The organism is Pseudomonas sp. NBRC 111140, assembly GCF_001320885.1.
Lineage (GTDB): Bacteria > Pseudomonadota > Gammaproteobacteria > Pseudomonadales > Pseudomonadaceae > Aquipseudomonas > Aquipseudomonas putida_P.
On the sequence record NZ_BCBQ01000125.1, the window covers coordinates 1 to 13723 of the forward strand.

Here is a 13723-nt window from a genome sequence, read left to right on the forward strand (position 1 = left end):
TGCCTCTTCGAAGTCACCGATCCCACCATGGGTGGCGTACATGACCTTGCTCAGTTCCAGGTGCCAGGCACCGTCACCCAGTTCCTTCACCTGGGCATTGAGCGATTCCCCGCGAAACTGTCCAGCCGCACGGCGGGCCCCTGTTTCATCCGGGAAAACGGCGTAGAACTCGATGGGGTGGACCTGGGTGAAGTCGAAACCGCCTGCTTTCATCTGGCGCAGGACGTTGCTGCTGATATCGTCGTTCTGGCTGCTCATGAATCGTCCTCCTGAATAAAGCAATGGATAGACTTTCCGTGCACTACGCACCTGCCGGCAGCGGCCGGGCAGTTCGAGCTGATGCAAGACGCGAATTGATGCAGTGCCCACCCACAGATCAGGCAAGCACCTTCCACCAGCGTAGTGCCTGCAAGAGCACCACGCAAACGTGTGGCTCAGAGCGCTTCGTGGATGCTGGTGATGGTCACGCCGCTATGCTCCTTGAGCCAGCGGGCGGTCGGGGAAATGGTGCGGTCCTGGAAGTCGTTGAGGTCCAGCTCGTCCATCACCGGGAACAGGTGCGAACGAATGGCCCGCGCGGCGTCCTCTTCGCTGGGGCAGTGCTCGGCCCGCAGCGTCATGGTGGACGGTTCGCCTTTCTGATCGGCAAAGATGACTTCCCACTCTTTCATTGAACGAGCCCTCTCAATTCAAGAACACCAGTTGGGTGATGCCTGAATAAGTGACCTTGGGGCTGAAGGAATGTTCAGTCCGCTTTAGCCGCGAATGGGCCGCATAGCGGCCCGGTTTACGGCCTTACTTAGGGGTGCCGTGCACGACACCGGCGGTGTTATCCAGCAGGCTCTTGGTCGCGGTCTGGATATACGCTTCCAGCTTCTTGAGCATTTCCGGCTGGTCTGGGCTTTCGATCAACTCGGCCTTGAACTCGCTGCCCAGCTGGTAGCGGTACATGCGCGGGGACATGTCCTTGGACTCGATCAGGATGCGGTCGCCCTGCACCAGGCCGACGATCTGTTCGCTGCCCGACGGTTTGATCATGCCAACGCCCTGGTCGCCCTCAGGCAGGTTGAGCAGGTCACGGCCCCAGCACTGATGACGGGTCTGGCCGCCCAGGCGGCCCATGATGGTCGGCACAATGTCGACCTGGGTACCCACCGTGTGGTTGACCGCACCAAACTTCTCCTGAATGCCCGGGGCAATCAGCAGCAGCGGTACGTTGAACCGGCCAAGGTCCAGCTCGGTGACCTGCTGGTGGTTGCCAAAGCCATGGTCGCCGACGATGACGAACAGGGTGTCCTTGAAGTAAGGCTCTTTACGCGCCTTCTCGAAGAACTGGCCCAGCGCCCAGTCCGAATAGCGCATGGCGGTCAAGTGCTCGTCCAGGCGGCCCTGGCCAGTCACCTTCTCTACCGGCAGGTCTTTGGGCAGCGCATAGGGCGTGTGGTTGGACAGCGTCTGCAGCAGCGCGTAGATCGGCTTCTTGCCGTCGTGCTTGGCCAGCTCCTCGTTGCCGCGGTCGAACATGTCCTGGTCAGACACACCCCAGGTCGGGTCGGAGAACACCGGGTTCACGAAGTCGTTACGGCCGATGAAGGTGGTCATGCCCTGGTTACCGAAGAAACCGGACTGGTTGTCCCAGGCAAAGTCGCCGTTGTAGACGTACACGTCGTCGTAATCACGGGCGCTGAGCAAGGCCGGCAGGCCAGACAGCTTGTGGCCGCCTTCCGGGGTCTGCATCAGGTATTCGAAACCTGGCAGGTTGGGGAAGCAGGCCATGGTGGCGAACATGCCCTGGTGGGTATGGGTGCCATTGGAGAAGAAACGGTCGAACAGCAGGCCCTCTTTGGCCAGCTTGTCGAAGTACGGGGTAATGTTGTTGGGGCTGCCCAGCGCGCCTACCGAGTGGCCGGCGAAGCTTTCCATCAGGATCACCACCACATTCTTGATCGGCAGGGTGCGCTCAGCCGGCGGCACGAAGTCGCGGCGGATGGCTGCCTCGTCGGCATCGACCAAGGTGTCGTTGGCGGTCAGCAGCTGCTCGCGCACGCTTTGCGTGGCCAGGTTCTGCTCCAGCACCGGCTTCCAGATATTGGCGCGGTCCTCGCCGAAGCGGCTCTTGGCAGCGTCGATCAGGGTCAGGGTGCCGTTCAGGCCCAGCTGGTTGACGAAGTTGGAGTCGGTGGTGAAGGCATCCCCCCAGCGCATCGGTGGGCCCTGGCGCAGGGTGCCACGGGCAGCGACCACGGCCACCAGCAAAATCACCATGAACACCGCCACGCGCTTGTACCACGGCGCCACGCGCTGCAGGCCATCGCCACGGGTCGCGCGGTCGATACCTTTGAACAGCAGGCTCAGCAGCCAAGTGCCGAAGGCCCAGGCCAGCAGGTAGCGCACCACCGGGAAACCGTACCAGAGCATGCTCATGACGGTTTTCGGGTCTTCCTTGATGTACTGGAACACCAGGCCGTTCAGGCGCTGGTGGAACTCGCGGTAGAAGTCCATTTCCATCAGGCCGAGGAACATCACCACGCTCGAGGCGAGGGTCAGCCAGAAACGGAACACGCCGCGCCGCGCCATGGCCCAAGGGCTGAGGATGGCCAGCAGCAGCGGAATGCTGATGTACACCACCACCCGCAGGTCGAAGCGCAAGCCGTTGACGAAGCCTTCGGCGACGGTCGAATAAGGGGTCTCGCCGATCATGTCGCTGTTGTAGACCAGCAGCGCCAGGCGCACGAGGCTGAGCATCAGCATGATCACCAGGCCGCTGAGCAGCGTGTAGGCCAGGTGGGATTTCAGGGTCGGCGAAAGCGACGTTCGCGCGCCCTGTTGCTTCAAGGCGTCCGTGTTAGCCATGAATGGGAAGGTCCTAGGATTGCGGTTTGCGAAGAGGCGGTGGCGCTAGACCAACGCAGCATTGTGCGGGTGCGGATTCTGTTTAAACCAATGTGAAAATTTTGTCACGGCCCCATTACCGCTTATGTCTGTTTCACCGCACCCGCAGCGAGCAACTCACATGGCTCAGATCCGCACATTCCCCCGCGGCCCGGCAATCGCCCAGATCACCAGCCCTACCACCGGCAGCAGGGCAATGAGCAGTATCCACAACACCTTGATGCCCACCTCGCTGCCACTCTTGATTACATTGAGGATGGCCCAGATGTCCAGCGCCAGAATGATCAGCCCGACCAGGCTGTTGAATGTAGACCCCATGCCTAAACTCCTGTCCAGAGGCTTTGCTGCACAGCATAGTCAGCTATCGCGCCAATAGAAGGGAATCCTTGGCGATTGGCGCAGGTCCCTGAGTAGACTGCCAGTATTCATTGATTCGAGGTTCGCATGCCCCCCGCCCATAGCCAAAGCGCCGCTCCCTCCTCACTGCTGCACGCCTGGCGCCAGCAGGTTACCAGTACCCCTTGGCTCAGCGCCGGCCTGGGGCTGAGCCTGCTGGCCGTGTGCGTGCTGCTGGCCGCCAGCTTCTGGAACGCAGTGAACGGCGACCATGCCGACAACCTGCACCTGGCCGTACTGGGCGGGCTGTCCGGTTTTGGCGCCACCGCGCTGGGCGCGGTGCTGGCGGTGGTGCTGCGCGATGTCAGCGCGCGTACCCAGGACGTGATGCTGGGCTTTGCCGCCGGCATGATGCTGGCCGCCAGCTCGTTTTCGTTGATTCTGCCGGGCCTGGACGCTGCCCGCGAGATCACCGGCAACGGCCCGGCTGCGGCGTTTACCGTCGTGTTGGGCATGGGCCTGGGGGTGCTGCTGATGCTGGGCCTGGACCGTTTCACCCCACATGAACACGAAAGCACCGGCCCGTGCGGCCCCGAAGCCGAGCGCATCAGCCGAGTCTGGTTGTTCGTGCTGGCGATTACCCTGCATAACCTGCCTGAAGGCATGGCGATTGGCGTGAGCTTTGCCAACGGCGATATGAACATCGGCCTGCCGCTGACCAGCGCCATTGCCATCCAGGACATCCCCGAGGGGCTGGCCGTGGCGTTGGCCTTGCGTGCCACGGGCCTGTCGAACCTAAAGGCCGCGCTGGTGGCGATAGGGTCGGGGCTGATGGAGCCGCTGGGGGCGGTGATCGGGCTGGGGATCTCGACCGGCTTTGCCCTCGCCTACCCCATCAGCATGGGGCTGGCGGCGGGGGCCATGATCTTTGTGGTAAGCCACGAGGTGATTCCCGAAACCCACCGCAACGGGCACCAGACAGCAGCGACCCTGGGGTTGATGGGTGGGTTTGCGGTGATGATGTTCCTGGATACCGCATTAGGCTGAGGCTAAACACCGGCCTGTAGGAGCGGCCTTGCGTCGCGATGGGGCGCGAAGCGGCCCCAGCATTTTCAGCTTCGCCGCATAAAATGCCGGGGCCGCTTCGCGCCCCTTTCGCGACACAAGGCCGCTCCTACAAGGAACCGCGCCAGGCTTTAGATGTGTACGGCGACTTTCAGGGCTTCCAAGGCCGGCTCGACCTTGATGCCCAGCTCTGCTCCCAGCTCCAGCACCCGCGCCAGGTCGTTCTGCCCCACCATCACCATCTGCAGTTCGTCGTCCAGCAGTTGGCTGAAGTTCAGCAGCACATAACCACCGGCCTCCTTGTTCAGCGCGCCCATCTGCACCTGGATGCGATTGAGCGCGGTCAGTGGCTCGGTACGGGCCAGCTGCTTGGGCTTGAGGGTAAACGGCACGCTGTTGTCGAACGAATCGCTGATCTGCTGGAACAGGTCCTGATAGCTGTCGGCCTGGAACACCACGGTGTCCGGCAGGCTGCCCAGCACCACCCATTCGCCCAGCGGGATCGGGAAGCTGTCGTCGTAATTGATATCAGGGTTGGCGGCCAGGAAGGCGACAGGGTCGGCGTAGGCCTCGGCGGCCTCGGCGGCGATGCGCTCGATGTCTGCCTCGCGCATGCAGCCGGCGCCAATGAGGCTGATGAATTCGAGCAACTGAGTTTTCATGAAAGGGGGCCTGCGACGGGTGAAAAGTCGCCAAGGATAGCCGCAAATGCCCCCAGGCGGTTAGCCGGCCAGCGCTTGCAGGCGTGCGGCGGCGTCCACCGCGCCCATGGTCTGGGCCGCCATCAGCGCCGTGGCGCCGCGTGCATCCTGGCGCGCCGGGTCGGCGCCCTGGGCCAACAAGTAGTCGATGATTTCGCTGCGGTTGAACATGGCTGCCAACATCAGCGCAGTACGCCCATCCTGCGCGGCGGCATCCACTGGCACACCGTGCTCAAGCAACAGGCGAATCATCGCCAGATCCCCCTTGAACGCTGCACCGGCAATAGGCAGTTGGCCGTTGTCGTTGGCAATCAATGGGTCGGCACCTTGCGCCAGCAACACGCGCACCGCGTCATGCTGGCCATGGTAACTGGCCAGCATCAGCAGGGTGTCGCCCTTGTGGTTGCGCAGGTTGGGCGGCAGGCCACTGGCAAGCAGGCGCCCGAGCATGTCGGCGTCGCCCTGACGGGCACGTTCGAACACCTGCTCGGCGAATGCAGCGGCTTCGTCATCGTTCATGGTGGCGGGTGCGGTTTGGCTGGACATCGGGAACCTCCTGGCATATTTGATTGCCCAAGTTTTCGTCAGGCATGCCATTGCGGTCAAAGGTTCAGATTCTATAGGGCCGATAGGCAAATCCCGATCCGTGCAAAATGCACTGTGCAAAATGCACGACCATGCAGCCTGCACGATGCCGCTTCCGTAAATAACCCGTAAGAGCCTGTATTTACTGGGCTTTTCGCTAATCAGCGTTCTGGCACGGTCACTGCAACCATCAACTCACGTCTGCCCTACAACAGCCAGGAGTTGATATGGACCTCATCCAGCAAAAGTTCGTTTCGGTATTTTCGGCCTATCAGGTGAATACCCAAGCCCGCCCCGATGGCGGTGTGCTGCTTACCCTGCGCGCGGCGGATGGCAAGGTTACCCGCCGGGTGCTGACCTATGGGCAACTGCACAGTGCCGAACAGCTGTCCTGGGCGATCAGTGCCATCCGTCGCGACTTGGCCGAGCAGGCCAGTGAGTTGCCGGTGATTACCATGCTGCAGAGCCAACAGCGGTTTGCCTTGCCGACCTACCGTTGAATTTGAAACTGCCTGACATGGCCTCTTCGCGGGCTTGCCCGCAAAGAGGTCGGTAGGGCCACTACAGTTCGTCAATCCCCAAAAACGCCCGTGCAGCCACATCCCCGGTGAACCGCGCCTGCACGCCCTGCTCGCTGCCGTACAAGCGCAACGCCAGGCAAAACGGCGTGTCGCCCAGCTCAACCCAGCGCCGCGTCCCCGCCGGTATCACAAGCTGGTCACCTTTCTCGCACAGCACCGAATACACCCAGCCGCCCAACCGCAGGCCCACCTGCGCACGCCCTCCGACCACGGCAAACACCTCGTCGGCGTCATGCACATGCTCATCGCGCACATCGACCTGTACCGGGTCCTCACCGTCACGGTTCAACAGCACGAACGCCTTGCTGCCATGCCCCGTCATCAACTGGTCCAGGTATACACGGCAAGCGCCCAGCACCTCATCCTGGGCCGTACCGGGGCGCACCCGCAGGCCATGCTCGGCATGGGCAAAGCGCACTCCGTGCTCGGCCAATGTGGCAGCGATGTCATCGTGGTGAGTCAGCACCTTGTTCGGCAGTGCCGGGCTGTCGGGGTGGAAAACGCTGAGAATACTCATCAGGGGCGGGTCCTGGTCGATTGCGAACGAAGGGCAATGATAACGGCTGCGGCCAAGGCTGCGGCACTGGCCATACCAAAGGTGAAGGTGGGGCCCAACAGCTTCCAGCTGTAGCCTGAGTACAACGCCCCCAGCGCACCGCCGGTACCCGACAGCGCCGCGTACAGCGCCTGGCCCTGACCCTGCTGACGGGCGCCGAAGCTGGCCTGCACAAAGGCAATGCTGGCGGCATGGAAGCAGCCGAAAGTGGCCGCATGCAGCAACTGGGCGAATATCAGCACGGCCGGCTCACCTGCCAGATTGCCCAGCAACAACCAGCGTATGGCCGCCAGCAGGAAGCTGGCCAGCAACACCCGCTGCACGCTGAAACGGGCGAACAGGCGGCTCATGACCATGAACATCAGCACCTCGGCCACTACCCCCAGCGCCCACAACAGGCCAATGGCACCGCGCGTGTAGCCCAGGTGCTCCAGGTGCAGGGTAAGGAACGTGTAATACGGCCCGTGGCTGAGCTGCATCAACGCCACGCAGGCGTAGAACGCCAGCACCCCCGGGGCACGCAACTGCTGCAGGAAGCCACCCGCGCCGCTGCGCTCGCCCTGCTCCAGCGGCTGGGCATTGGGTACCCACAGGCTGGCGGCGACGATGCCAGCCATGATCGTGACCAGCGCCACCGGGTAGATATCCAGGCTCAGCCATTCGAACAAGCGGCCCAGGCCAACTACCGTGAGAATGAAGCCAATCGAGCCCCACAGGCGCACCTGGCTGTAGCGCGACGTTTGCCCGTGCAGGTGGGCCAGGGTGATGACTTCGAACTGCGGCAGCACCGCATGCCAGAAGAACGCGTGCAGGGCCATCACCAGTGCCAGCCAGGCGTAGCTTTTGCCGAAGAAGATCAGGGCGAAGGTGGCCAGTGTCGACAACGCGCCCAACCGCACGATCAACAACCGCTGGCCGGTACGGTCGCCCAGCCAGCCCCACAGGTTGGGGGCGATGCAGCGCATCAGCATGGGGATGGCCACCAGCTCGCCGATGCGTGCCGGGGAAAAACCCAGGTGGTCGAAGTACAGCGCCAGGAAGGGGGCGGTGGAGCCTAGCAGGGCGAAGTAGAACAGGTAGAAGCTGGACAAGCGCCAGTAGGGGATGGGCTGCATGAGATAGCCTTGTGGCGACCTGCATCGGCCTCTTCGCGGCGGTTAGACGCCGCGAGGAGGCCGGCACGGGTGGATCAGAGCTGGCCCAGCACCGGGGTATTCACCTTCACATCGGCATTTTGCGCGCGGTGGCGCAGCAGGTGGTCCATCAGCGCGATGGCCATCATCGCCTCGGCGATCGGCGTGGCACGGATGCCCACGCACGGGTCGTGGCGGCCTTTGGTGATGACGTCCACCGGGTTGCCGTCGATATCGATCGAGCGGCCTGGGGTGGTGATGCTGGAAGTGGGTTTCAACGCCAGGTGGGCAACGATCGGCTGGCCCGAGGAGATGCCACCCAGGATGCCGCCAGCGTTGTTGCTGAGGAAGCCTTGCGGGGTCAGCTCGTCACGGTGTTCAGTGCCGCGCTGGGCAACGCTGGCGAAACCGGCGCCGATTTCCACACCTTTGACCGCGTTGATGCTCATCAGTGCATGGGCCAGTTCCGCGTCCAGGCGGTCGAAGATCGGCTCACCCAGGCCAGGCATGACACCTTCGGCGACCACGGTGATCTTGGCGCCCACCGAGTCCTGGTCACGGCGCAACTGGTCCATGTAGGCCTCAAGCTCTGGCACTTTGTCCGTGTCGGGGCTGAAGAAGGCGTTCTGCTCCACCGATTCCCAGGTTTTGAACGGGATTTCGATCGGGCCCAGCTGGCTCATGTAGCCGCGCACGGTGATGCCCTGGCTGGCCAGGTACTTCTTGGCGATAGCACCGGCCGCCACGCGCATGGCGGTTTCACGGGCCGAGCTGCGGCCACCGCCACGGTAGTCGCGAACGCCGTACTTGTGATGGTAGGTGTAGTCGGCGTGGGCCGGGCGGAACAGGTCCTTGATGGCCGAGTAGTCCTTGGACTTCTGGTCGGTGTTGCGGATCAGCAGGCCGATCGAGCAGCCGGTGGTGCGGCCTTCGAACACGCCGGAGAGGATTTCCACCTCGTCGGCTTCCTGGCGCTGGGTGGTGTGACGGCTGGTGCCGGGCTTGCGCCGGTCGAGGTCGTGCTGCAGGTCGGCGAGGGAAATTTCCAGGCCTGGTGGGCATCCATCGACAATGGCGACCAACGCCGGACCATGGCTCTCGCCAGCGGTGGTGACAGTGAACAGCTTGCCGTAGGTATTGCCGGACATGGACGCTCCGCGAGATCTGCCTGAAATGGACGAAAAGCAGGCAGTATACAGATGGATGGGTTGTCTGTGCTGGCCTTCGAACCTTCCCGCAAACATTGGGTCAAAGCACCATCTCCCCATGTAGTACCGCATGATGCCGCGCCTCGTCGCTTTCCTCTTCCTGCTGTGCACCGGCCTGGCCCAGGCCGCCGCACCCACCGTACTGCAACGCCCGATCGACCTGGACACCGGCCAAGGCGTGTTGCACGGCAGCCTGCTGCTGCCACAACAGGCCACGCCGCCGCCGGTGGTACTGATCATTGCCGGCTCCGGCCCCACCGACCGTGACGGCAACAACCCGGCCTCGGGCAGGGTCGACAACCTCAAGCGCCTGGCCCTGCTGTTGGCCAACGAGCACATCGCCAGCGTGCGCTACGACAAGCGCGGCGTGGCCGCCAGCCAGCCGGCCACACCTGACGAGCGTGACCTCAGCGTGGAGCGCTATGTAGCCGATGTGGTCGCCTGGAGCCACAAGCTCAAAGCCGACCCGCGCTTCGGCCCGCTGATCCTCATCGGCCACAGCGAAGGGGCACTGATCGCCAGCCTGGCCGCCGAACAGGCCGGTGCCAGCGCGGTGATCACCCTGGCCGGCAGCGGCCGGCCTATGGCCGACGTATTGCGCGAGCAACTGGCCCTGCGCCTGCCCCCGGCGCAACTGGCCGGTGGCAGCGCCCTGCTCGACCGCTTGCAGGCCGGGCAAACCAGCCTCGAAGTGCCGGCACCCTTGCGCCAGGTGTTTCGCCCCAGCGTGCAGCCGTACCTGATCTCGCTGTTCCAGCAAAACCCGGCAGCCGCCTTTGCCCGCCTGCCCATGCCCGCGCTGATCGTGCAGGGGCGCAACGATGTGCAGGTGGACGTGGCAGACGCCCAACGGCTGAAGGCGGCCAAGCCGGACGCGCAGCTGGTGCTGATCGACGGCATGAACCACATGCTGCGCATCAGCCCCAAAAGCATGAGCCAGCAGCGCGACAGCTACCTCAACCCCGAACTGCCGCTGGCGCGCGAGCTGGGTGAGCGAATTGTGACGTTCATCCAGCATTTGCCTTCGGCGTGAGGCAATGGGGCTCAGGTCTCGGGCAAGCCTGCCGATACAGCAGGCATAGCCGAGGACAAGCCCTGATGACCATCGCCCCCGCCGCCGTAGAGCCGGCCGAAGCCCCCCAGGAAAGCCCCGCCCTGCCCTGGGCCGAGCTTGCCGCCGAACACTTCCAGCTGCTGCGCCTGGCCGCACTGCCCACCGACCGCAGCACCGGCGCCCGGCCGCTGCGCTTTGTGCAGTTCGGCTATGCCGAGCGCCATGACAAGGCGCACAGCCTGCTGCGCATGGAAATCCAACTGCCCGGCCAGAAGGTGCACAAAGAGCAGAACCGCCTGGACATCCGTGTCGACCATGCCGAGCGCCTGGTGCGCATTGGCAATGAGCATGGCCTGCAACTGGAGCCCGTGAACCGTGGCATCGGCCGCTTCATGCTGGCCCAGGCGGCGCAGTGGCTGCAGCGCAAATGGTCGCACTACCAGGTAGTGGGCATGGCGTTGCCGAGCAAGGATGCGCTGAACGAAGACTCCCGCCTGCGCCGTGACAACTGCCTGCGCGGGGTAGGTATCGAGATGGAATACGAGGACAGCCAGCACCTGAAGGGCCGTACCGTGGACATGACCGTCGGCCAGCTGAAGGCCGCCTGGAGCAACGAGCGCCTGCAGCGGGTTGACATTCTGGATGCTGCCAACCTGTTGCAGCAGGCGGACCAGCAGTTGCAGGAAAAAGAAGCGCAACTGCGCGAGCGCGATGAGCGGGTGGCCAAGTACCACCGCGAAGACAGCGGTTTGCGCTTCACCATTACCTGCCTGGTGGCGTTTGCGGTGTTTCAGGCAGGGTTGTTGATCTGGATTGCCACCCGCTGAGGCCGCTTCAGCCGGTGGGGATTGGGGCCGCTTTGCGGCCCATCGCGACACAAGGCCGCTCCTACAGGGGCAGCGTAACCTTGGGGGAAACGCGTCTGCCTGTAGGAGCGGCCTTGTGTCGCGATGGGCTGCAAAGCAGCCCCAAATGGGTCAGACCCGGGCCTTGAACAATTCCTGATGCTGGCGGCACTGCTCGGCAGTCAGCATGAATACCCCATGCCCACCGTGCTCGAACTCCAGCCAGGCAAAGTCCACCTCGGGGTACAACGCCTCGACATGCACCTGGCTGTTGCCCACTTCAACAATCAGCAAGCCCTTGTCGGTCAGGTGGTCTGCCGCTTCCGCCAGCATGCGCCGTACCAGGTCCAGGCCGTCGTTGCCGCAGGCCAGGCCCAGCTCGGGCTCGTGGTGGTACTCGGCCGGCATGTCGTCGAAGTCTTCGGCATCGACATACGGCGGGTTGGACAGGATCAGGTCGAAACGCTGCCCCGGCAAACCGCCAAAGCCATCGCCCTGCACGGTATACACGCGGGTGTCCAGGCCATGGCGCTCGATATTCTGGTTGGCCACTTCAAGGGCCTGGAACGACAAGTCGGCCAGCACCACCTCGGCCTCGGGGAATACCTCCGCGGCGACGATGCCGATGCAGCCCGAGCCCGTGCACAGGTCGAGAATGCGTGCCGGCTCGCTGGCCAGCCACGGCTCGAAACGTTTTTCGATCAGCTCGCCAATCGGCGAACGCGGCACCAGCACCCGCTCGTCGACGATGAACGACATGCCGCAGAACCAGGCCTCGCCCAGCAGGTAGGCGGCCGGCACGCGTTCTTCGATACGGCGTTTGAGCAGGTGCTGCAGGCGTACCCGCTCGTCGTCCTCGAGCATGCAATCCAGGTAGCTGTCGGCCACCTCCCATGGCAGGTGCACCGCACCGAGCACCAGCAGGCGGGCCTCGTCCCAGGCGTTGTCGGCACCGTGGCCGAAGAACAGGTCGTGCTCGTGGAAGCGGCTCACCGCCCAGCGGATGTAGTCGCGCAACGTGCGCAGACGGGATGTGATCACGGGGTACTCCTATTTCAGACCGGACAAAAGTCTAACAGTCCCACCCGCACATTTGTTCGTTTGCCTTGCCCAAAGGCTAGCCACAGGCCAGTAACCATGCCGCTTGCGTTGTCAACCATTCCCATTGGCGTCAAGGCAGGGGACAATAGGTATACAAAAGCCCTTCCAAGGAGCCCTTGATGTCCGTTCCAACCACGATGTTCCGCCTCACTGGCCGCGACTACCCGCCGGCCAAGCTGAGCCACGCCAGCCTGATCATCATCGATGCGCAAAAGGAGTACCTCAGCGGTCCCCTGCAGCTGTCGGGCATGGACGAGGCCGTGGCCAACATCGCCAGGTTGCTCGACGCCGCGCGTAAAAGCGGCCGTCCGATCATCCATGTTCGCCACCTGGGCACTGTCGGTGGCCGCTTCGACCCACAGGGGCCGGCCGGCCAGTTCATTCCGGGGCTCGAGCCACTGGAAGGCGAAATCGTCATCGAAAAACGCATGCCCAACGCATTCAAGAACACCCAACTGCACGAAACGCTGCAGGCGCTGGGCCACCTGGACCTGATCGTCTGTGGTTTCATGAGCCACTCCAGCGTCAGCACTACCGTTCGCCGCGCCAAGGACTATGGTTACCGGTGCACCCTGGTGGAAGACGCCTCGGCCACCCGCGACCTGGCCTTCAAGGACGGGGTGATCCCGGCCGCACAGATTCACCAGTGCGAAATGGCCGTGATGGCCGACAACTTCGCTTGCGTGGCACCCACCGCCAGCCTGATCTGAACCACTGGCAAGACCGCCCGGCAGCCGGGCGGAACCCGATGGGCGGCAGCAGGTCGAATTCCGGATATCCACAGAGGAGAGCGGAATGAAGCTTAAAGGCAGTTTCGACGCCAAGCGCCTGCGCACGCGCGAGCCGCGTAACTGGGGCGCCCGCCTGGCGGCCGGCCTGTCGGCGCTGCTGGCGACCCTGGGCGTGCTGCTGGCCATGGCCGGCTTTGCCGGCCTGCTGGGCAACTACCCCGCCCTGCAGGAACTCAATGCCAACAAACCGCTGTCCAGCATCCTTACCGGGGCTGGGTTGCTGCTGCTATGGCTGGGCGTGCGCTTCTGGCGGCGCAGCCGTATCCGTTTGCGCCGCGGGCGGGAATTGAACCTGTCGCCGCACCTGATGAAAAAACACGACTGACAGCTACGCTGCGGTCGCGCCCCTTGTGGGAGCGGCCAATCAGACCCGACATGGCTGCACAGGGCCCCACAGTCGCGTAAACTACGCCGCCTACGTGGAGGCATCATGCAAGACGACGATTTTTCCCTGTTCAAGGCCGAAGTGCGTGGCGTAAAGCAAATCCGCCACGACCGCGCCGAAGTCGGCAAGCCCAAGGCCGACCGCCAGAAACTGGCTGGCCTGCGCCAGGCGGCGACCGTGCGCAGTGACAAGGCCCTGGTCATCGACGGCATGTCCGACCTGTTCGTCATCGACGTAGGCGCCGAAGACGAACTGATGTGGCGCCGCGACGGCGTGCAGGAAGGCCAGCTGCGCAAGCTCAAGCTGGGGCAGATACCGTTCGAGGGCAGCCTCGACCTGCACGGCATGACCGTGGAAAAGGCCCGCGAAACCCTGTGGGACTTCATCGCCGAAGCCACCAAACTGGAAGTGCGCTGCGTGCGGGTGACCCACGGCAAGGCCGCACGCCTGGATGGCAAGCGCCCGATGATCAAAAGCCACGTCAACACCT

Annotated in this window: 17 protein-coding genes; 7 read left to right on the plus strand and 10 right to left on the minus strand. The window is 63.6% G+C overall.

Translation table 11 applies throughout. The annotated features are described in order from the left end of the window. The 4 genes from APH42_RS26420 to APH42_RS26435 all read right to left on the minus strand — a co-directional run. Positions 1-258, minus strand: a 258-nt coding sequence (locus tag APH42_RS26420) for a ribonuclease E inhibitor RraB (RefSeq protein WP_060494575.1), incomplete at its 3' end; no start/stop codon positions are given. Positions 259-434: 176 nt separating this feature from the next. Beyond that, the gene (locus APH42_RS26425; RefSeq protein ID WP_060494576.1) at positions 435-671 is read right to left on the minus strand and encodes a hypothetical protein; all 237 of its coding nucleotides are present in this window, start codon (positions 669-671) and stop codon (positions 435-437) included. A 124-nt stretch (positions 672-795) separates the two neighbouring features. Beyond that, positions 796-2853, minus strand: coding sequence for an LTA synthase family protein (locus tag APH42_RS26430; protein ID WP_060494577.1), 2058 nt, complete (start codon positions 2851-2853; stop codon positions 796-798). A 165-nt stretch (positions 2854-3018) separates the two neighbouring features. Beyond that, positions 3019-3210, minus strand: a complete 192-nt coding sequence (locus APH42_RS26435) for a PLDc N-terminal domain-containing protein (RefSeq protein WP_012271091.1) — start codon at positions 3208-3210, stop codon at positions 3019-3021. 126 nt (positions 3211-3336) lie between these two features. Here APH42_RS26435 and APH42_RS26440 point away from each other — a divergent pair, with 126 nt between their 5' ends. Further along, complete coding sequence (locus APH42_RS26440; protein ID WP_012271090.1) at positions 3337-4275, plus strand: ZIP family metal transporter; 939 nt, start codon at positions 3337-3339, stop codon at positions 4273-4275. 149 nt (positions 4276-4424) lie between these two features. Here APH42_RS26440 and APH42_RS26445 read toward each other — a convergent pair whose 3' ends face one another. Next, complete coding sequence (locus APH42_RS26445; protein WP_012271089.1) at positions 4425-4955, minus strand: hypothetical protein; 531 nt, start codon at positions 4953-4955, stop codon at positions 4425-4427. Positions 4956-5015: 60 nt separating this feature from the next. Beyond that, complete coding sequence (locus APH42_RS26450; RefSeq protein ID WP_012271088.1) at positions 5016-5540, minus strand: ankyrin repeat domain-containing protein; 525 nt, start codon at positions 5538-5540, stop codon at positions 5016-5018. Positions 5541-5806: 266 nt separating this feature from the next. Here APH42_RS26450 and APH42_RS26455 point away from each other — a divergent pair, with 266 nt between their 5' ends. Next, on the plus strand, positions 5807-6079 hold the full coding sequence (locus APH42_RS26455; RefSeq protein WP_012271087.1) for a DUF3509 domain-containing protein: 273 nt from the start codon (positions 5807-5809) through the stop codon (positions 6077-6079). Positions 6080-6140: 61 nt separating this feature from the next. Here the strand turns inward: APH42_RS26455 and APH42_RS26460 are convergent, their stop codons facing one another. The 3 genes from APH42_RS26460 to aroC all read right to left on the minus strand — a co-directional run bounded on the left by APH42_RS26460 (position 6141) and on the right by aroC (position 8997). Beyond that, positions 6141-6677, minus strand: coding sequence for an oxidase (locus tag APH42_RS26460; RefSeq protein ID WP_012271086.1), 537 nt, complete (start codon positions 6675-6677; stop codon positions 6141-6143). Further along, a complete protein-coding gene (locus APH42_RS26465; RefSeq protein WP_060494578.1) occupies positions 6677-7831 on the minus strand; it encodes an MFS transporter in 1155 nt (384 codons plus the stop codon). The genes APH42_RS26460 and APH42_RS26465 overlap by 1 nt, the downstream gene beginning before the upstream one ends. A gap of 74 nt (positions 7832-7905) precedes the next feature. Continuing rightward, positions 7906-8997: a chorismate synthase gene (gene aroC, locus APH42_RS26470; protein ID WP_060494579.1), complete on the minus strand. Its 1092-nt coding sequence runs from the start codon at positions 8995-8997 to the stop codon at positions 7906-7908. Between the two features lie 130 nt (positions 8998-9127). Between aroC and APH42_RS26475 the strand changes: the two genes are divergently transcribed. After that, entirely contained in the window at positions 9128-10090 is a 963-nt protein-coding gene (locus APH42_RS26475) for an alpha/beta hydrolase (protein ID WP_060494580.1), read from the plus strand. A gap of 65 nt (positions 10091-10155) precedes the next feature. Further along, entirely contained in the window at positions 10156-10938 is a 783-nt protein-coding gene (locus tag APH42_RS26480; protein WP_060494581.1) for a hypothetical protein, read from the plus strand. 150 nt (positions 10939-11088) lie between these two features. Here APH42_RS26480 and prmB read toward each other — a convergent pair whose 3' ends face one another. Further along, positions 11089-11997, minus strand: a complete 909-nt coding sequence (prmB, locus tag APH42_RS26485; RefSeq protein WP_060494582.1) for a 50S ribosomal protein L3 N(5)-glutamine methyltransferase — start codon at positions 11995-11997, stop codon at positions 11089-11091. 179 nt (positions 11998-12176) lie between these two features. On the opposite strand from prmB, the gene APH42_RS26490 reads away from it, so the two are divergent. From APH42_RS26490 to APH42_RS26500, 3 genes are all read left to right on the plus strand, one after another. Further along, a complete protein-coding gene (locus tag APH42_RS26490; protein WP_012271080.1) occupies positions 12177-12767 on the plus strand; it encodes a cysteine hydrolase family protein in 591 nt (196 codons plus the stop codon). 85 nt (positions 12768-12852) lie between these two features. Then, entirely contained in the window at positions 12853-13173 is a 321-nt protein-coding gene (locus tag APH42_RS26495) for a hypothetical protein (protein ID WP_012271079.1), read from the plus strand. A 105-nt stretch (positions 13174-13278) separates the two neighbouring features. Further along, positions 13279-13723 (plus strand): Smr/MutS family protein (locus tag APH42_RS26500; RefSeq protein WP_060494583.1); only part of this gene is annotated, 445 nt, incomplete at its 3' end.

Coding starts and splice junctions, on each gene's coding strand:
- APH42_RS26425 (WP_060494576.1), bottom strand. CDS start 671: ATGAAAGAGTGGGAAGTCATCTTTGCCGATCAGAAAGGCGAACCGTCC.
- APH42_RS26430 (WP_060494577.1), bottom strand. CDS start 2,853: ATGGCTAACACGGACGCCTTGAAGCAACAGGGCGCGCGAACGTCGCTT.
- APH42_RS26435 (WP_012271091.1), bottom strand. CDS start 3,210: ATGGGGTCTACATTCAACAGCCTGGTCGGGCTGATCATTCTGGCGCTG.
- APH42_RS26440 (WP_012271090.1), top strand. CDS start 3,337: ATGCCCCCCGCCCATAGCCAAAGCGCCGCTCCCTCCTCACTGCTGCAC.
- APH42_RS26445 (WP_012271089.1), bottom strand. CDS start 4,955: ATGAAAACTCAGTTGCTCGAATTCATCAGCCTCATTGGCGCCGGCTGC.
- APH42_RS26450 (WP_012271088.1), bottom strand. CDS start 5,540: ATGTCCAGCCAAACCGCACCCGCCACCATGAACGATGACGAAGCCGCT.
- APH42_RS26455 (WP_012271087.1), top strand. CDS start 5,807: ATGGACCTCATCCAGCAAAAGTTCGTTTCGGTATTTTCGGCCTATCAG.
- APH42_RS26460 (WP_012271086.1), bottom strand. CDS start 6,677: ATGAGTATTCTCAGCGTTTTCCACCCCGACAGCCCGGCACTGCCGAAC.
- APH42_RS26465 (WP_060494578.1), bottom strand. CDS start 7,831: ATGCAGCCCATCCCCTACTGGCGCTTGTCCAGCTTCTACCTGTTCTAC.
- aroC (WP_060494579.1), bottom strand. CDS start 8,997: ATGTCCGGCAATACCTACGGCAAGCTGTTCACTGTCACCACCGCTGGC.
- APH42_RS26475 (WP_060494580.1), top strand. CDS start 9,128: ATGATGCCGCGCCTCGTCGCTTTCCTCTTCCTGCTGTGCACCGGCCTG.
- APH42_RS26480 (WP_060494581.1), top strand. CDS start 10,156: ATGACCATCGCCCCCGCCGCCGTAGAGCCGGCCGAAGCCCCCCAGGAA.
- APH42_RS26490 (WP_012271080.1), top strand. CDS start 12,177: ATGTCCGTTCCAACCACGATGTTCCGCCTCACTGGCCGCGACTACCCG.
- APH42_RS26495 (WP_012271079.1), top strand. CDS start 12,853: ATGAAGCTTAAAGGCAGTTTCGACGCCAAGCGCCTGCGCACGCGCGAG.